Here is a 14,285-nt window from a genome sequence, read left to right on the forward strand (position 1 = left end):
CGCATCCCTGCGCCTCGCCCCGGCCGGAAGGCAAACGCCTCAGCGATTTACAGCCGGACCAGGGCATCGCTGACAGCCCTCAGTCATTTAGAAAGCAACTTTATTGCTTCTGCATAAAAAAATTACTGGGGATCCCTCAGCCCACAGGGAGAGGGAGAATATCAACACCGGGCGATACAGCATCAATCTTCCAGTGAATACGGCAGCGGCTCAATGCTGAGCGTGTTTGCATCGTCCCGCACGCGGAACACGCTGTCGGGCTCCATATCATTATTCATGACAACCTGCACCAGCAGGCGGCCATCATCGAGCTGGACGGCGGCTAACACGGTGCCGGTACGGCGCCAGTTTTCGCCCATCTTCATCTCGAGATCTTCACCCGCTTCCGGCACACGGCTGGCGTGACCAGCCAGCGTCCACAGGGCGCGTTTGTTCGCGCCGCGGAATTTCGCACGCGCCACCATTTCCTGTCCGGTGTAGCAGCCCTTCTTAAAGCTGATACCACCCAGCGCCTGGATGTTTGTCGCCTGCGGGATAAACTGCGCGCTGTTTGCCGCGTCAATAACCGGCAGGCCCGCTTCGATGTTCAGCGCCAGCCACTGCTGGCTGTTGTTGAGCTGTGCTTCACCGCGCAGGGCGTCAGTGACGCGTTCCGCCGTTGCTTCGTCGGTTACCAGCAAGAAGCGCTCCGCAGGGTGTTCGAACCACAGAATGGAGGTTTCTCCCTCGCTGATCAGCTGTTTTCCGGCATCCGGTAGCTCGGCAAACAGGTTTTTCAGCGCTGCACGCGCCTGGAAACCCGCTACCCCCAGCAGAACGTGTTCATCGTCAGGGGCGATGGTGACTTTAGAAAAGACCGCGTATTTTTTCAGCTCTTTAAGCTGGGCGTCACGCAGGCTGCGACGCTCAATGAAGGCGAATCCGTCCTGACGGCGGAACAGACGCAGGTTGCTCCACATTTTGCCTTTTGGATCGCAATGCGCGGCCAGCAGATGCTGGTGCTCAGTCAACTGCGCCACGTCCGCCGTGACCTGGCCTTGCAGGTATTTTTCGCTGTCCGCACCAACCAGTGTCGCCAGTGCCCAGTCATCAAGAGTAATCAGCGTCAGCGGCAGACGCGCAGAGGCGGCGGGCTGGCGAGGAGAAAATGGTGTAAATGCCATAGTGATGTCCTGAATTGCTTAACGCTTTGATAATACCTAATGGTAAAAGAGACTGTATTCAATGCAAGCGCTTTCAGCAGGCCATTCGTGCCATTACGCGGTTATGCGTGGCGCTACGCAAAATAGTGTAATCCGCTGTCTTTATAAGGATTATTCAGGAAGCTTGCTCGAGGTTCGCAATATTCCAGTAAAGAAACGGTCAAAAACACGTTACACTAGCAGGTGTTCCCGAAGAGCAATAATGAATACCGAACGGGATACCGACTGTGCCAAACGTAATGCAGGAAACAGAACATGGATATTAACAACAAGGCCCGTATTCACTGGGCGTGCCGTCGCGGCATGCGTGAACTTGATATCTCCATCATGCCTTTCTTCGAGTATGAGTACGACAGCTTAAGCGATGACGATAAGCGCCTGTTTGTCCGTCTGCTTGAGTCCGACGATCCGGATTTATTCAACTGGCTGATGAATCACGGCAAGCCCGCCGACACCGAGTTGCAACGGATGGTGCAATTAATTCAAACACGGAATCAGGAACGTGGTCCTGTGGCAATCTGATCTTCGCGTCTCGTGGCGCTCACAGTGGATGTCCTTACTGCTCCACGGTCTGGTCGCGGCAATGGTGTTATTGGTGCCGTGGCCGCTAAGCTATACCCCTCTGTGGCTGCTTTTGCTGTCGTTTGTAGTGTTTGACAGCGTGCGCAGCCAGCGTCGAATCAACGCCCGTCAGGGTGAGATTAAGCTGCTGATGGATTCTCGCCTGCGCTGGCAGGGAAAAGAGTGGGAAATGATAGGGACGCCGTGGATGCTCAACACCGGGATGATGCTACGGCTGCGTCGGGTCGAGGACAATCGTCGCCAGCACCTGTGGCTGGCAGCAGACAGTATGGATCCTGCGGAGTGGCGAGATCTGCGCCGGTTGATCGTGCAACAGACGACGCAGGAGTAAATCAGCTGAACTGCTCGGCCATCTCACCCAGAATCTGCTCGCACCAGTTCTGGAGGCGCTCGTCGCTAAGATCGTACTGGTTGGTTTCATCCAGCGCGAGCCCGACAAACAGCTGACCGTCGGCAATAATCGGTTTTTGACTGGTGAACTCATAGCCTTCCGTAGGCCAGTAGCCGATAAAGGTCGCGCCCTTTGGGGCCAGTTTGTCGTGCAGCATGCCGAGTGCGTCAAGGAACCACTCCCCGTAGCCCAACTGGTCGCCCATGCCGTACATCGCAATGATTTTGCCTTCAAAATTGACTGAATCGAGCTGATCCCAGATGGCTTCCCAGTCTTCCTGAATCTCACCAAAGTCCCAGGTAGGGATACCCAGAATCAGCACATCGTACTGCTCCATCAAGGCAACCGCGTCATCTTTCAGGTTATGCAACGTCACCAGTTCCGGGCCAATAATGTCGCGAATTTTCTCCGCCGCCATTTCGGTGTAGCAGGTGCTGGAACCATAGAACAGACCAATATTCATCGCGTAACTATCTCAATTCTTGCTATGACTTTGCGCGTAGTGTACCAGAAACCGATGGCAATCAGGCATAATGGCCAGATTGCAGAACCATAGGGGTTGATGTGGAAAAGGATCTCGCACTCATCGAACAGTTTCTCGACGCGCTGTGGCTGGAGAAAAACCTCGCTGAAAATACGCTTAGCGCCTATCGTCGGGATCTCACTCTGCTGGTCGAGTGGCTGGCGCACCGGGGGCTGACGCTTGAAAGCGCACAAAGCGATGACCTGCAAGGGTTACTGGCTGAGCGGATGGAAGGGGGGTACAAAGCCACCAGCTCCGCACGTCTGCTGAGCGCCATGCGCCGCCTGTTCCAGCACCTTTACCGCGAGAAGATCCGCGCGGATGATCCCAGCGCACTGCTGGCATCGCCTAAACTGCCTCAGCGGCTGCCAAAAGATCTCAGCGAAGCGCAAGTTGAGAGATTATTACAGTCGCCCGCAGTTGACCTTCCGCTGGAGTTACGCGATAAAGCCATGCTTGAACTATTGTATGCCACGGGCTTGCGCGTTTCTGAGCTGGTGGGCCTGACGATGAGCGATATCAGCCTGCGTCAGGGCGTGGTGCGCGTTATCGGTAAAGGGAACAAAGAACGGCTGGTGCCGCTGGGTGAAGAGGCAGTCTACTGGCTGGAGACGTATCTGGAACACGGGCGTCCGTGGCTGCTGAACGGCGTCTCCATAGATGTATTATTCCCGAGCCAGCGCGCGCAGCAGATGACGCGACAAACGTTCTGGCATCGCATTAAACATTACGCCACACTGGCGGGTATTGACAGTGAGAAGCTGTCGCCGCACGTTTTGCGTCACGCCTTCGCGACGCATCTGTTAAACCACGGCGCGGATTTACGCGTGGTGCAGATGTTGCTTGGACACAGCGATCTTTCAACGACGCAAATATACACCCATGTCGCGACGGAACGCCTGCGGCAGCTACACCAACAGCACCACCCTCGCGCGTGAGTGCCGACGAATTGTTACAGGATCATATATGAAAAAGTCTTTAGCGCTGTTCACCCTGCTGGCAGCTTCGGTTTCCGGTTTTGCCCATGCGGATGATGCCGCCATTAAACAGTCTCTGACGAAACTCGGCGTCGCCAGCAGCGAGATCCAGCCAGCGCCGGTGGCTGGCATGAAAACGGTGCTGACCAACAGCGGCGTGCTGTACGTGACCGAAGACGGAAAGCACATCATTCAGGGGCCAATGTACGACGTGAGCGGTGGGCAGCCGGTGAACGTCACCAACCAGCTACTGATGAAAAACCTGAATGCGCTCGAAAAAGAGATGATTGTCTACAAAGCGGCGCAGGAAAAGCACGTCATTACCGTCTTCACCGACATCACCTGCGGCTACTGCCACAAGCTGCATGAAGAGATGAAAGACTACAACGCGCTGGGCATTACCGTGCGTTACCTGGCCTTCCCACGCGCTGGCGTGCAGAGCCAGCCTGAGCAGGATATGAAAGCGATCTGGTGTGCGAAAGACCGCAACAAGGCCTTTGATGACGCGATGAACGGCAAAGGCGTGAAGCCCGCCTCCTGCGATATCGACATCGCTAACCACTACGCGCTTGGCGTACAGTTTGGCGTGAGCGGTACGCCAGCCATTGTGCTGAGCAACGGCTATGTGGTGCCGGGCTACCAGGGTCCAAAAGAGATGAAAGCGTTCCTCGACGAACACCAGAAACAGACGGGTGGTAAATAATTCGCGTGAAAGCCCCGATAAAACTGCGCCGCCGCGATGCGGTTGAAACCGCGGATTTACCAGATACGCTTCCGCTGCTGTTAAAGCGGTTGTACGCCAGCCGTGGCGTGCGTACGGCAAGCGATCTTGAGCGCAGCGTTAAAGGCATGCTGCCCTGGCAAGCGCTGAGTGGCATCGAAAAAGCGACTGAAATGCTCTACGACGCGTTCCGTGACGGGACGCGGATTGTCGTGGTGGGCGATTTCGATGCCGACGGCGCAACCAGTACCGCGCTGAGCGTACTCAGCCTGCGTGCGCTGGGCTGCGATAACGTGGCTTACCTGGTGCCGAACCGGTTTGAAGACGGCTACGGCCTCAGCCCGGAAGTGGTCGATCAGGCCCATGCCCGTGGTGCACAGATGATCATGACCGTGGATAACGGGATCTCTTCTCATGCGGGGGTCGATCATGCCCATGCGCTGGGGATCCCGGTACTGGTCACCGATCACCACCTGCCAGGAGAAACCCTGCCAGACGCCGAAGCCATCATTAACCCGAACCTGCGCGACTGCGATTTCCCGTCGAAATCGCTGGCCGGAGTAGGGGTGGCGTTTTATCTGATGCTGGCGTTACGCACGTTGCTGCGTGATAAGGGCTGGTTCGAATCGCGCGGGATTGCCGTGCCGAACCTCGCGGAGTATCTCGATCTGGTGGCGCTGGGAACCGTGGCGGACGTGGTGCCGCTCGATACCAATAACCGTATTCTCACCTGGCAGGGCTTGAGCCGCATTCGGGCGGGCAAATGCCGTCCGGGGATCAAGGCGCTGCTGGAAATTGCCAACCGCGATCCGCTGAAGCTTGCGGCAAGCGATTTGGGTTTTGCCCTCGGCCCGCGCCTGAACGCGGCGGGGCGGCTGGACGATATGTCGGTTGGCGTTGCGCTGCTCCTGTGCGACAACATCGGCGAAGCGCGCGTGCTGGCCAGTGAGCTGGACGCACTCAACCAGACCCGTAAAGAGATTGAGCAGGGGATGCAGGCCGAAGCGCTGACCCTGTGCGAAAAGCTGGAGCGCAGCGGCGATAACCTGCCGGGTGGGCTGGCGATGTATCACCCCGAATGGCACCAGGGCGTGGTGGGCATTCTGGCGTCGCGCATTAAAGAGCGTTTCCACCGCCCGGTGATCGCGTTCGCCCCCGCCGGGGACGGCACGCTGAAAGGCTCTGGTCGTTCCATTCAGGGGCTGCATATGCGCGATGCGCTGGAGCGTCTCGACACGCTTCATCCGAACCTGATGATTAAGTTCGGCGGCCACGCGATGGCGGCAGGCCTGTCGCTGGAAGAGGCGAAGTTCGACGAGTTCCAGCGTCTGTTTGGCGAACTGGTCACCGAGTGGATCGATCCGTCTCTGTTGCAGGGTGAAGTGGTTTCTGATGGCGAGCTTTCTCCGGCTGAAATGACCATGGAGGTGGCGCAGATGCTGCGCGATGCCGGCCCGTGGGGGCAGATGTTCCCGGAGCCGCTTTTCGACGGACGTTTTCGTTTGCTGCAACAGCGCATCGTGGGCGAACGCCATCTCAAAGTGATGGTGGAACCGGTCGGCGGCGGGCCGCTGCTCGACGGCATCGCCTTTAACGTTGATACCTCCATCTGGCCGGACAACGGCGTGCGCGAGGTTGAGCTGGCCTATAAGCTGGATATTAACGAGTTCCGCGGTAACCGCACCCTTCAGATCATCATCGACAATATCTGGCCAATTTAGCGTCAGTAATCTCTATAAAAAAGGGCGTGGATTCGGTACAATCCCGCTCTTATCACCGCATTTTGACAAGCTCATAAAAGAAAACAGACCATGTTTGAAATTAATCCGGTAAAAAACCGCATTCAGGACCTCACGGAGCGCTCTGACGTTCTTAGGGGGTATCTTTGACTACGATGCCAAGAAAGAGCGTCTCGAAGAAGTAAACGCCGAGCTGGAACAGCCGGACGTCTGGAACGAACCTGAACGCGCGCAGGCGCTGGGTAAAGAACGTTCCTCCCTCGAAGCCATCGTAGATACGCTGGATCAAATGGCGCAGGGTCTGGAAGATGTTTCTGGGCTGCTGGAGCTGGCTGTCGAAGCCGACGACGAAGAAACCTTTAACGAAGCCGTGGCAGAGCTCGACGTGCTGGAAGAGAAGCTGGCGCAGCTGGAATTCCGTCGCATGTTCTCCGGCGAATACGACAGCGCTGACTGCTATCTCGATATTCAGGCAGGCTCTGGCGGTACCGAAGCGCAGGACTGGGCCAGCATGCTGATGCGTATGTATCTGCGCTGGGCAGAAGCGCGCGGTTTCAAAACCGAGATTATCGAAGAGTCCGAAGGTGAAGTGGCGGGTATCAAGTCCGTCACCATTAAGATTATTGGCGATTACGCCTACGGCTGGCTGCGTACTGAAACCGGCGTTCACCGCCTGGTGCGTAAGAGCCCGTTCGATTCCGGTGGCCGTCGCCACACCTCCTTCAGCTCCGCGTTTGTCTACCCGGAAGTGGATGAGGATATCGATATCGACATCAACCCGGCGGACCTGCGTATCGACGTTTACCGCGCATCCGGCGCGGGCGGTCAGCACGTTAACCGTACGGAATCTGCGGTGCGTATTACCCACATTCCAACCGGGCTGGTAACACAGTGCCAGAACGACCGTTCCCAGCATAAGAACAAAGACCAGGCCATGAAGCAGATGAAAGCGAAGCTTTATGAGCTGGAGATGCAGAAGAAAAATGCTGAGAAGCAGGCGATGGAAGACAACAAGTCCGACATCGGCTGGGGCAGCCAGATCCGTTCTTACGTCCTTGATGACTCCCGCATCAAAGACCTGCGTACCGGGGTTGAAACCCGTAACACGCAGGCGGTGCTGGACGGCAGCCTGGATCAATTTATCGAAGCAAGTTTGAAAGCAGGGTTATGAGGAACCAACATGTCTGAACAACAATCACAGGGCGCTGACGCGGTAGTCGATCTTAACAACGAACTGAAAACCCGCCGCGAGAAGCTGGCAGCGCTGCGCGAGCAGGGCGTGCCGTTCCCGAACGATTTTCGTCGTGACCACACCTCAGACCAACTGCACGCAGACTTCGACGGTAAAGAGAACGAAGAGCTTGAAGCGCTGAACGTTGAAGTGTCCGTGGCGGGCCGCATGATGACCCGTCGTATCATGGGTAAAGCCTCCTTCGTGACCTTACAGGACGTTGGCGGCCGCATTCAGCTGTATGTCTCTCGTGACGACCTGCCGGAAGGCATCTACAACGAGCAGTTCAAGAAGTGGGACCTGGGCGACATCCTGGGCGCAAAAGGTAAACTGTTCAAAACCAAGACCGGTGAACTGTCTATCCACTGTACCGAACTGCGTCTGCTGACCAAAGCCCTGCGCCCGCTGCCGGACAAGTTCCACGGTTTGCAGGATCAGGAAGCGCGCTATCGTCAGCGTTACCTGGATCTCATCTCTAACGATGAATCCCGTAAGACCTTCAAAATTCGCTCCCAGATCATGGCCGGTATTCGCCAGTTCATGGTTAACCGCGACTTTATGGAAGTAGAAACCCCGATGATGCAGGTGATCCCAGGCGGTGCCTCTGCCCGTCCGTTCATCACCCATCACAACGCCCTGGACCTGGACATGTACCTGCGTATCGCGCCGGAATTGTACCTGAAGCGTCTGGTGGTCGGTGGTTTCGACCGCGTGTTTGAGATCAACCGTAACTTCCGTAACGAAGGCATCTCCGTACGTCATAACCCAGAGTTCACCATGATGGAACTCTATATGGCGTATGCGGATTACAAAGATCTGATTGAGCTGACCGAATCCCTGTTCCGCACCCTGGCGCAGGATATTCTGGGCACCACGCAGGTCCCTTACGGTGAAGAAGTGTTCGACTTCGGCAAACCGTTCGAAAAACTGACCATGCGCGAAGCGATCAAGAAATACCGTCCGGAAACCAATATGGCGGATCTGGATAACTTCGACTCTGCGAAAGCGATCGCTGAAAGCATCGGTATTAAGGTTGAGAAGAGCTGGGGTCTGGGCCGTATCGTGACCGAGATCTTCGAAGAAGTGGCCGAAGCGCACCTGATTCAGCCGACCTTCATCACCGAATACCCGGCGGAAGTGTCTCCGCTGGCGCGTCGTAATGACGAGAACCCGGAAATCACTGACCGCTTCGAATTCTTCATCGGTGGCCGCGAAATCGGTAACGGCTTTAGCGAGCTGAACGATGCAGAAGATCAGGCGCAGCGTTTCCAGGATCAGGTTAACGCGAAAGCGGCAGGCGACGACGAAGCGATGTTCTTCGACGAAGACTACGTAACCGCGCTGGAGCACGGCCTGCCGCCGACGGCTGGCCTGGGTATTGGTATCGACCGTATGGTGATGCTGTTCACCAACAGCCACACCATCCGCGACGTGATCCTGTTCCCGGCGATGCGTCCGGTGAAATAAGCCGTTAAGACGTAAAAAAAGCCCCGTGCGTTTATCGCCGGGGCTTTTTTATTGCGCCGCAAAAGCGCTGAGTTTTTCGCGCGCAGTGTTCGCTTCCTGCACCATCCACGGACTAAATGCCCACGGTGTGGCGTCCAGCGCGCGGAAGAGCGCGTCCAGCTCCACCCACTGATACTCCATCACTTCGTCGCTATTGATTGCGAGGGTATTCGTTACGCGTGCGGCATAGACCGGGCAGATTTCGTTTTCAACGATCCCTGAAGGGTCGGCTTCACGGTAGCGGAACTCCGGGGCAACGGGAGTGATGTCTATGATTTCGGCGCCGACTTCAAAGCGGCAGCGGCGGATAATCGCCTGCTCTGTCGCTTCGTCGGCCTGTGGATGTCCGCAAACGGAGTTGGTCCACACGCCGGGCCAGGCTTTTTTACTTAAGGCGCGCCGGGTAATCAGACATTCTCCGTTAGCGTTAAACAGCCATGAAGAGAAGGCCAGGTGAAGCGGGGTGTGTGACGTGTGCGCGGCGTACTTCTCCTGAGTGCCAATCACCTTTCCCTGGTCATTTACCAAAATAACGTGTTCTTGAATACTCATTGATGCTCCAGTGCCATAATGCTTAATGGTTCAGCACCATCAGCGGAATTATTATACTGCATTCTTATGCGAACGGTTTGGCCCACAGAGCGGAAAAGGGCATGACCCGCATCAGTTTGGGCTGCTATCATAGTGCGCCATTCACGCTGACCGAGGAGCTGTTTTGTTTGCAGGAAGCCTGACGAGAAACCCGATCATTGCCGTTTTCTGCCTGACGCTGACGCTACTTATAGTAGGATGCTCGGGGAGTAAATCTTCGGATATGGGCAGTTATTCCGGTGCCGTCTATACCGTTAAGCGCGGGGACACGCTCTACCGCATCTCACGTGCCACGGGGACCAGCGTGAAGGAGCTGGCGCGCCTGAATAATATTTCTCCACCCTATACCATTGAGATAGGGCAAAAGCTCAAGGTTAACGGCGGTTCCTCCTCAGGGAATAAGTCCTCAACGCGTAAAACAGCCAAAGTGACGCCATCCTATCAGGTGCCTAAATCATCCTGGCCGCCGGTCGGTCAGCGCTGCTGGATCTGGCCTGCAAGCGGAAAAGTGGTTGCGCCGTACTCGCTCTCGGAAGGGGGCAATAAAGGTATTGATATCGCTGCCGCACGCGGCACGCCGGTTTACGCTTCAGGGGCCGGAAAGGTGGTCTATGTCGGTAACCAGCTTCGTGGATACGGTAACCTGATCATGATTAAGCATGGTGAGGACTACATTACGGCATATGCGCATAACGACACGATGTTGGTGAATAATGGCCAGAACGTGAAGGCGGGGCAGAAGATTGCGACCATGGGCAGTACCGGGACGGATACGGTGAAGCTGCATTTCCAGATCCGCTATAAGGCCACGGCCATCGATCCGCAGCGTTATCTTCCGGCGCAGGGCAGTAAACCGAAGTGCTAAGTGATTATTTAATCGCCACTTAGTGGGGTAAAGGCTTGTATGAAGAGGCGTAAGGTCTATAATGCCTTACGCACCTCAAAGCGGGCGTAGTTCAATGGTAGAACGAGAGCTTCCCAAGCTCTATACGAGGGTTCGATTCCCTTCGCCCGCTCCAGTCTCCTCATAAATCAAGAAGTTATATTTCATCAGTTAGTTACGTTGCTCTGCTTTAGCAGGTACAACTAAAACTACCCACTGTTCTATACCCGTACCTGTCGCGTGATAGGTCTGTGGTACAAGGGAACATATCATCCACGCTGGAGGTGGTTCCAGGTTCTTACCGCGACAGTACAACAACGAACAAAAAGCCGCATACCTGGCATAACTCCCGAACAGATTGAACACACGCATTTAAGCCCGATGTTTGGCCCTATGAGCCACGTAAACAGGTGAATAGGTAATGCCCCGGTAGCTACAGATCCGGCTCTGCCAGCGCTTTGCTCACGCTCCGAAAGGTACACGAGCACCCTGATAAGGTGTGATCCCCCTGACAATCTGATTTGGTCACTGGTGACTTTCGCAAAGCGAAACCAACTAGGTTGGCCTGTTGCAGTCGCTATGCTCCGCTTGTTGCTTCTACCACTAACGGGGCTTTATGGCTTCTATTGTCTGAAATCTGATACATTGCACAAACATCATGTGGATTACTGTAAAGTTCATCATTATGATTATGTGTGCTATTGCCAGTTAAGAAATGCGGAGAGGACAATATGGATGTTACTGATGAGGCTTTGTTGAGTTCTGGCTTTACACCATCGGATTTGAAGAAGATAAAGAACAACGTTGAAAGCTATGGTGGAACGTTGGGGAATGCAATCAGGGACCTGGCTAGGCGATTTATTCTTGCCGTGTGGGTTGTATCCGGTTGCCTTGCTGTATTCATTTTTCTTGTGATGTTCGCATCTGAGCAGAGTGTTTTCTCTGGTGCTATTGGCCTTTCTTGTGGCGCAGCGGTTGCAATTTTTATACAACCGCCTGTACTTGCTTATAAATCTTGGCGATTCTGTAGAGCGAACAAATCTTAATTAGTACTGTTATCAGTAGCCAGAAGATCAAAAATGACTTTCGCTTTGACACCATATCCAGCGATTTTCATCGTTAGCTTAGGCTTGCTCATTGTGTCAACTTTTCGGTAGTAATCACGCGGCAGCCAACGGAATAATCGCCAAGCTCCGGGTTTCCTTGCTAAGCCGAAGATACTATAGACACTCGCCCCTAGAGTCACCGTATTATAAAGAGCTAATCCACTTTTTGGGCTAAACCCCATAAATTGCGCGGTCTCCATTGCGCCATCAGCAAAAATTCCTTCCGATTTGGATTGTTCACCATAGCGAAGATGGCTTGCTTCTTTTGTTATACCGTTAATACCATCAACAAATAAAACTGCTCCTGCAAGAACTCCAACAGGGGTCATAGTGGACATCATAACCATCCCACCAAATAATGCTGCTCCAGATACCACTATATGGATTGCCGAAATCACGTATCCGACGATTTTATTGTTTTCCCTGACAAACTCGACCTTTGCATAAAGTTGGGCGGCTCTGGTTCTTAACAGGCGTTCTTGTTCTTGCAGATTATCTGTTTCGGCACGCAGATTTTTGATGCATGCAATGCATTCTTCATCGGTTTTGGCCCGTCGTGCAGTTTCAAATTCTTTCTCTACGACCTGCCTTATCTCTTCGACAAACTTGATACGTGTTATCCCATCTTGCAAATAGAATGCTGATAGCCGATTTGCAGTTTCGACGAGTTTCCGGGCTTCCAGATTTACCATGGTATCTGACCATGTTCTGTTCCAGCCCCTGTTAAGCAACGCAATATCCATTAAAGACTCCTTTCCAAAATGTGTCTGGTCATTTTACGTGCAATAAGGTCGAAGACAACAGGAAATACTTACACAACCCGCCCCCGTAGGTGTCCCGTCTCTTTATCCTCCCAGTTTACATCCTCCTGCTTAAAATATCCCCGGCTCTATTATAGATCCGCTGAGTGGATCGATTAGCCGCCTAATAATTTCACTGAATCTGCATGAAATATCCTGGTGTTATCACTGCGTTACACTACTTTGCTTGCGTTGCAATTTGCCTCGCTTTATTACAACAGGCGAAACGCTGTCTTCCTGTGCCTTTGCCGTAACACTGCTGACTTGCTGGCAATGGTTGAGCGGTTAACAGAACGGGGTGTAGTTGTTCAGTTCCACAAAGAGGATTTTAAGACCGGGAAGAACTCTCCAGCAGGTAATATGATGCTGACCGTACTGGCAGCAGTCGCACAGATGGAACGTGAAACGATGCTGGAGCGCCAGCGTGAAGGTTACGAAGCAGCAAAAGCCGCAGGCAGGATCACCGGACGGGGCAAAGGTCGCTCTATTGATCGTGAAGCCATTAAAGCAGAACTCGCAGCAGGTAAAACCATTCCTGCAATCGCAGAAAGCCACAACGTCAGCACCAGAACAGTCATGAACATTAAGGCCGAAGCCTGAACAATTCTAAAACATCCCCACTTTGACCTCGCTCCGGCGGGGTTTTTTATTGCCTGAAATCCACACCAGCGCGAGCACCACCACCAATAGCTCCGTATGCTCCACCAGAAGCTCTACAGCTCGTCATCCCCCTCACAATTGTAAACTGACAGACCCATATCACAGCGTCCCGCTGAGAGGCTCTCACAGGCCCAGAAATGGAGGGTTTTTCGTTGTTTTTGTACGAAAATTATTTATCTGTATAGAAGGGCGGATCGGTGATTGTGTTTAGCTGCGCCACAGATGGTAGTTCTGCCTAGGCCGCGCCATTACTGGCTTTGCTGCATGCACCACACCATAACGCCCATAGGTACAGACTTGTGCTTTGTACGTTCAGTGACCACTTCAGCATGATTAACTACGGATTATAGGCTATTTGAGGTGCATTTAATCTATTTTGTTCGCAGGATAGCCAGTGGCAAAGATCATCCACCTAATTTTTACAGAAAACCAGTATAGGATTGCCAATCTTCAGCCAGCGCGGAGAATGGTCGATACTTTCAGATGAAAGCGGGGGGGGGGGTAATCAATACTCGGAGCGGATCAGGTGTCTGGACCGCCTCAGGTGTTGCCGTTGATTGTGCCATTGAAGCATGACGCGGACATATCAAACCATGTCAAAAATTCCGACATAAACCACTGAAGGAAGGTAAGTGGCTTTCCTCTGTCAGAGGGTAGGGAGGTTTTAGCAAAGTTTGTACATGAATCAATACTAAATGTTAATCAACACAAAGTACTTCTGACTTTCGCAAAGCGAAACCAACCATTGTCGTAATGTCCTTGCATCACCCAAATAATAAGAAAGTGGAGATGGAATCTGCCGAAAAGTTTCGGCTGGATTGCTGTAAAGTTCATCATTATGATTGCTTGCATAATCAGCGATTGGAAAAACACTTTTGGGAGATAAGGGACGAGACGATATGAAAGTGACTGATGAGGCTTTGTTACGTTCAGGGTTTACGCAGCCCGAATTGCAGAAGATAAAAAGCAATATTGAAAAATATGGAGGAACGCCTGGAGAGGCCATAAATGACCTCGCTAGACGATTTGTTACCCTGGCGGGAGTGGTGGCTGTGTGTACCTTTACCCTACTGCTACTTTTCGTCTTCAGCTCACCTGATAGAGCAGCTGCATGGGGGCTGGCGATGATCTTTGGGGTTGCCATTATGTCCTTCGCACAGCCGCCGGTAATTTCCTATAAATCCTGGCGTTATCGAAAAAATACAAAGGATTAACGGGTTCCATTTTCTGCTGTTAACAGGTCGAAAATCACTTTTGCTTTAACGCCATAACCGATAATCTTCATTGTTATCTTAAGAGTGCTTATTGTGCTGAAATTGCGATAGTAATCGTGTGAAAACCAGCGGAATAATCTCCAGGCTCCAGTTTTCGAG

General features: G+C 53.3%; 15 protein-coding genes, 1 tRNA gene and 1 pseudogene. 12 read left to right on the forward strand and 5 right to left on the reverse strand.

Annotated elements, in window-relative coordinates; translation table 11 throughout:
• Positions 1 to 182: 182 nt before the first annotated feature.
• Positions 183 to 1,163, reverse strand: a complete 981-nt coding sequence (gene ygfZ / locus SK51_RS08470; protein WP_023298542.1) for a tRNA-modifying protein YgfZ — start codon at positions 1,161 to 1,163, stop codon at positions 183 to 185.
• A gap of 294 nt (positions 1,164 to 1,457) precedes the next feature.
• Here ygfZ and sdhE point away from each other — a divergent pair, with 294 nt between their 5' ends.
• Positions 1,458 to 1,724 carry an FAD assembly factor SdhE gene (sdhE, locus tag SK51_RS08475; protein WP_003863437.1) on the forward strand — a complete coding sequence of 89 codons (267 nt, stop codon included), beginning with the start codon at positions 1,458 to 1,460 and terminating at the stop codon, positions 1,722 to 1,724.
• Positions 1,705 to 2,115: a protein YgfX gene (locus tag SK51_RS08480; RefSeq protein WP_048206645.1), complete on the forward strand. Its 411-nt coding sequence runs from the start codon at positions 1,705 to 1,707 to the stop codon at positions 2,113 to 2,115. The genes sdhE and SK51_RS08480 overlap by 20 nt, the downstream gene beginning before the upstream one ends.
• A gap of 1 nt (position 2,116) precedes the next feature.
• Here the strand turns inward: SK51_RS08480 and fldB are convergent, their stop codons facing one another.
• Entirely contained in the window at positions 2,117 to 2,638 is a 522-nt protein-coding gene (gene fldB, locus SK51_RS08485; protein ID WP_023306886.1) for a flavodoxin FldB, read from the reverse strand.
• A gap of 101 nt (positions 2,639 to 2,739) precedes the next feature.
• Here fldB and xerD point away from each other — a divergent pair, with 101 nt between their 5' ends.
• The 5 genes from xerD (at position 2,740) to lysS (ending at position 8,833) form a co-directional block, all read left to right on the forward strand.
• On the forward strand, positions 2,740 to 3,636 hold the full coding sequence (xerD, locus tag SK51_RS08490) for a site-specific tyrosine recombinase XerD (protein WP_003863442.1): 897 nt from the start codon (positions 2,740 to 2,742) through the stop codon (positions 3,634 to 3,636).
• A gap of 28 nt (positions 3,637 to 3,664) precedes the next feature.
• Positions 3,665 to 4,378, forward strand: a complete 714-nt coding sequence (dsbC, locus tag SK51_RS08495; RefSeq protein ID WP_023306885.1) for a bifunctional protein-disulfide isomerase/oxidoreductase DsbC — start codon at positions 3,665 to 3,667, stop codon at positions 4,376 to 4,378.
• Positions 4,379 to 4,383: 5 nt separating this feature from the next.
• Complete coding sequence (recJ, locus tag SK51_RS08500) at positions 4,384 to 6,117, forward strand: single-stranded-DNA-specific exonuclease RecJ (protein WP_022649303.1); 1,734 nt, start codon at positions 4,384 to 4,386, stop codon at positions 6,115 to 6,117.
• A gap of 90 nt (positions 6,118 to 6,207) precedes the next feature.
• Positions 6,208 to 7,306, forward strand: a protein-coding gene (prfB, locus tag SK51_RS08510; protein WP_096147815.1) for a peptide chain release factor 2 whose coding sequence is annotated in 2 segments (ribosomal slippage) — positions 6,208 to 6,282 and positions 6,284 to 7,306 — 1,098 coding nt in all. Because the reading frame shifts where the segments join, the coding sequence is not laid out codon by codon here.
• Positions 7,307 to 7,315: 9 nt separating this feature from the next.
• Positions 7,316 to 8,833, forward strand: a complete 1,518-nt coding sequence (gene lysS / locus SK51_RS08515; protein WP_022649302.1) for a lysine--tRNA ligase — start codon at positions 7,316 to 7,318, stop codon at positions 8,831 to 8,833.
• A gap of 48 nt (positions 8,834 to 8,881) precedes the next feature.
• On the opposite strand, the gene idi is transcribed toward lysS, so the two are convergent.
• Positions 8,882 to 9,424 carry an isopentenyl-diphosphate Delta-isomerase gene (gene idi, locus SK51_RS08520; protein WP_032676492.1) on the reverse strand — a complete coding sequence of 181 codons (543 nt, stop codon included), beginning with the start codon at positions 9,422 to 9,424 and terminating at the stop codon, positions 8,882 to 8,884.
• A 163-nt stretch (positions 9,425 to 9,587) separates the two neighbouring features.
• Between idi and actS the strand changes: the two genes are divergently transcribed.
• The 3 genes from actS to SK51_RS08535 all read left to right on the forward strand — a co-directional run bounded on the left by actS (position 9,588) and on the right by SK51_RS08535 (position 11,392).
• Positions 9,588 to 10,328 (forward strand): amidase activator ActS, encoded by a 741-nt coding sequence (gene actS, locus SK51_RS08525; RefSeq protein ID WP_023306883.1) that lies wholly within the window; start codon positions 9,588 to 9,590, stop codon positions 10,326 to 10,328.
• Positions 10,329 to 10,408: 80 nt separating this feature from the next.
• A tRNA-Gly gene (locus tag SK51_RS08530) sits at positions 10,409 to 10,482 on the forward strand.
• Between the two features lie 595 nt (positions 10,483 to 11,077).
• Positions 11,078 to 11,392 (forward strand): hypothetical protein, encoded by a 315-nt coding sequence (locus tag SK51_RS08535; protein WP_015673660.1) that lies wholly within the window; start codon positions 11,078 to 11,080, stop codon positions 11,390 to 11,392.
• On the opposite strand, the gene SK51_RS08540 is transcribed toward SK51_RS08535, so the two are convergent.
• Positions 11,389 to 12,195, reverse strand: coding sequence for a DUF4225 domain-containing protein (locus tag SK51_RS08540; RefSeq protein WP_023306876.1), 807 nt, complete (start codon positions 12,193 to 12,195; stop codon positions 11,389 to 11,391). The two genes, SK51_RS08535 and SK51_RS08540, sit on opposite strands and share 4 nt — an antisense overlap.
• Before the next feature lie 240 nt (positions 12,196 to 12,435).
• Here SK51_RS08540 and SK51_RS08545 point away from each other — a divergent pair, with 240 nt between their 5' ends.
• Positions 12,436 to 12,852: a recombinase family protein gene (locus tag SK51_RS08545; protein ID WP_223861954.1), complete on the forward strand. Its 417-nt coding sequence runs from the start codon at positions 12,436 to 12,438 to the stop codon at positions 12,850 to 12,852.
• A 959-nt stretch (positions 12,853 to 13,811) separates the two neighbouring features.
• A complete protein-coding gene (locus tag SK51_RS08550; protein WP_022649281.1) occupies positions 13,812 to 14,126 on the forward strand; it encodes a hypothetical protein in 315 nt (104 codons plus the stop codon).
• Here SK51_RS08550 and SK51_RS25845 read toward each other — a convergent pair.
• Positions 14,123 to 14,281 (reverse strand): annotated as a pseudogene (locus tag SK51_RS25845) (DUF4225 domain-containing protein); the annotation flags it as partial. The gene SK51_RS08550 and the pseudogene SK51_RS25845 sit on opposite strands and share 4 nt — an antisense overlap.
• Positions 14,282 to 14,285 lie beyond the last annotated feature (4 nt).

The sequence above is a fragment of the Enterobacter sp. MGH85 genome (assembly GCF_001037655.1).
In the GTDB taxonomy this organism is placed as follows: Bacteria; Pseudomonadota; Gammaproteobacteria; order Enterobacterales; family Enterobacteriaceae; genus Enterobacter; species Enterobacter intestinihominis.

Coding starts and splice junctions, on each gene's coding strand:
- ygfZ (WP_023298542.1), bottom strand. CDS start 1,163: ATGGCATTTACACCATTTTCTCCTCGCCAGCCCGCCGCCTCTGCGCGT.
- sdhE (WP_003863437.1), top strand. CDS start 1,458: ATGGATATTAACAACAAGGCCCGTATTCACTGGGCGTGCCGTCGCGGC.
- fldB (WP_023306886.1), bottom strand. CDS start 2,638: ATGAATATTGGTCTGTTCTATGGTTCCAGCACCTGCTACACCGAAATG.
- dsbC (WP_023306885.1), top strand. CDS start 3,665: ATGAAAAAGTCTTTAGCGCTGTTCACCCTGCTGGCAGCTTCGGTTTCC.
- lysS (WP_022649302.1), top strand. CDS start 7,316: ATGTCTGAACAACAATCACAGGGCGCTGACGCGGTAGTCGATCTTAAC.
- idi (WP_032676492.1), bottom strand. CDS start 9,424: ATGAGTATTCAAGAACACGTTATTTTGGTAAATGACCAGGGAAAGGTG.
- SK51_RS08535 (WP_015673660.1), top strand. CDS start 11,078: ATGGATGTTACTGATGAGGCTTTGTTGAGTTCTGGCTTTACACCATCG.
- SK51_RS08540 (WP_023306876.1), bottom strand. CDS start 12,195: ATGGATATTGCGTTGCTTAACAGGGGCTGGAACAGAACATGGTCAGAT.
- SK51_RS08550 (WP_022649281.1), top strand. CDS start 13,812: ATGAAAGTGACTGATGAGGCTTTGTTACGTTCAGGGTTTACGCAGCCC.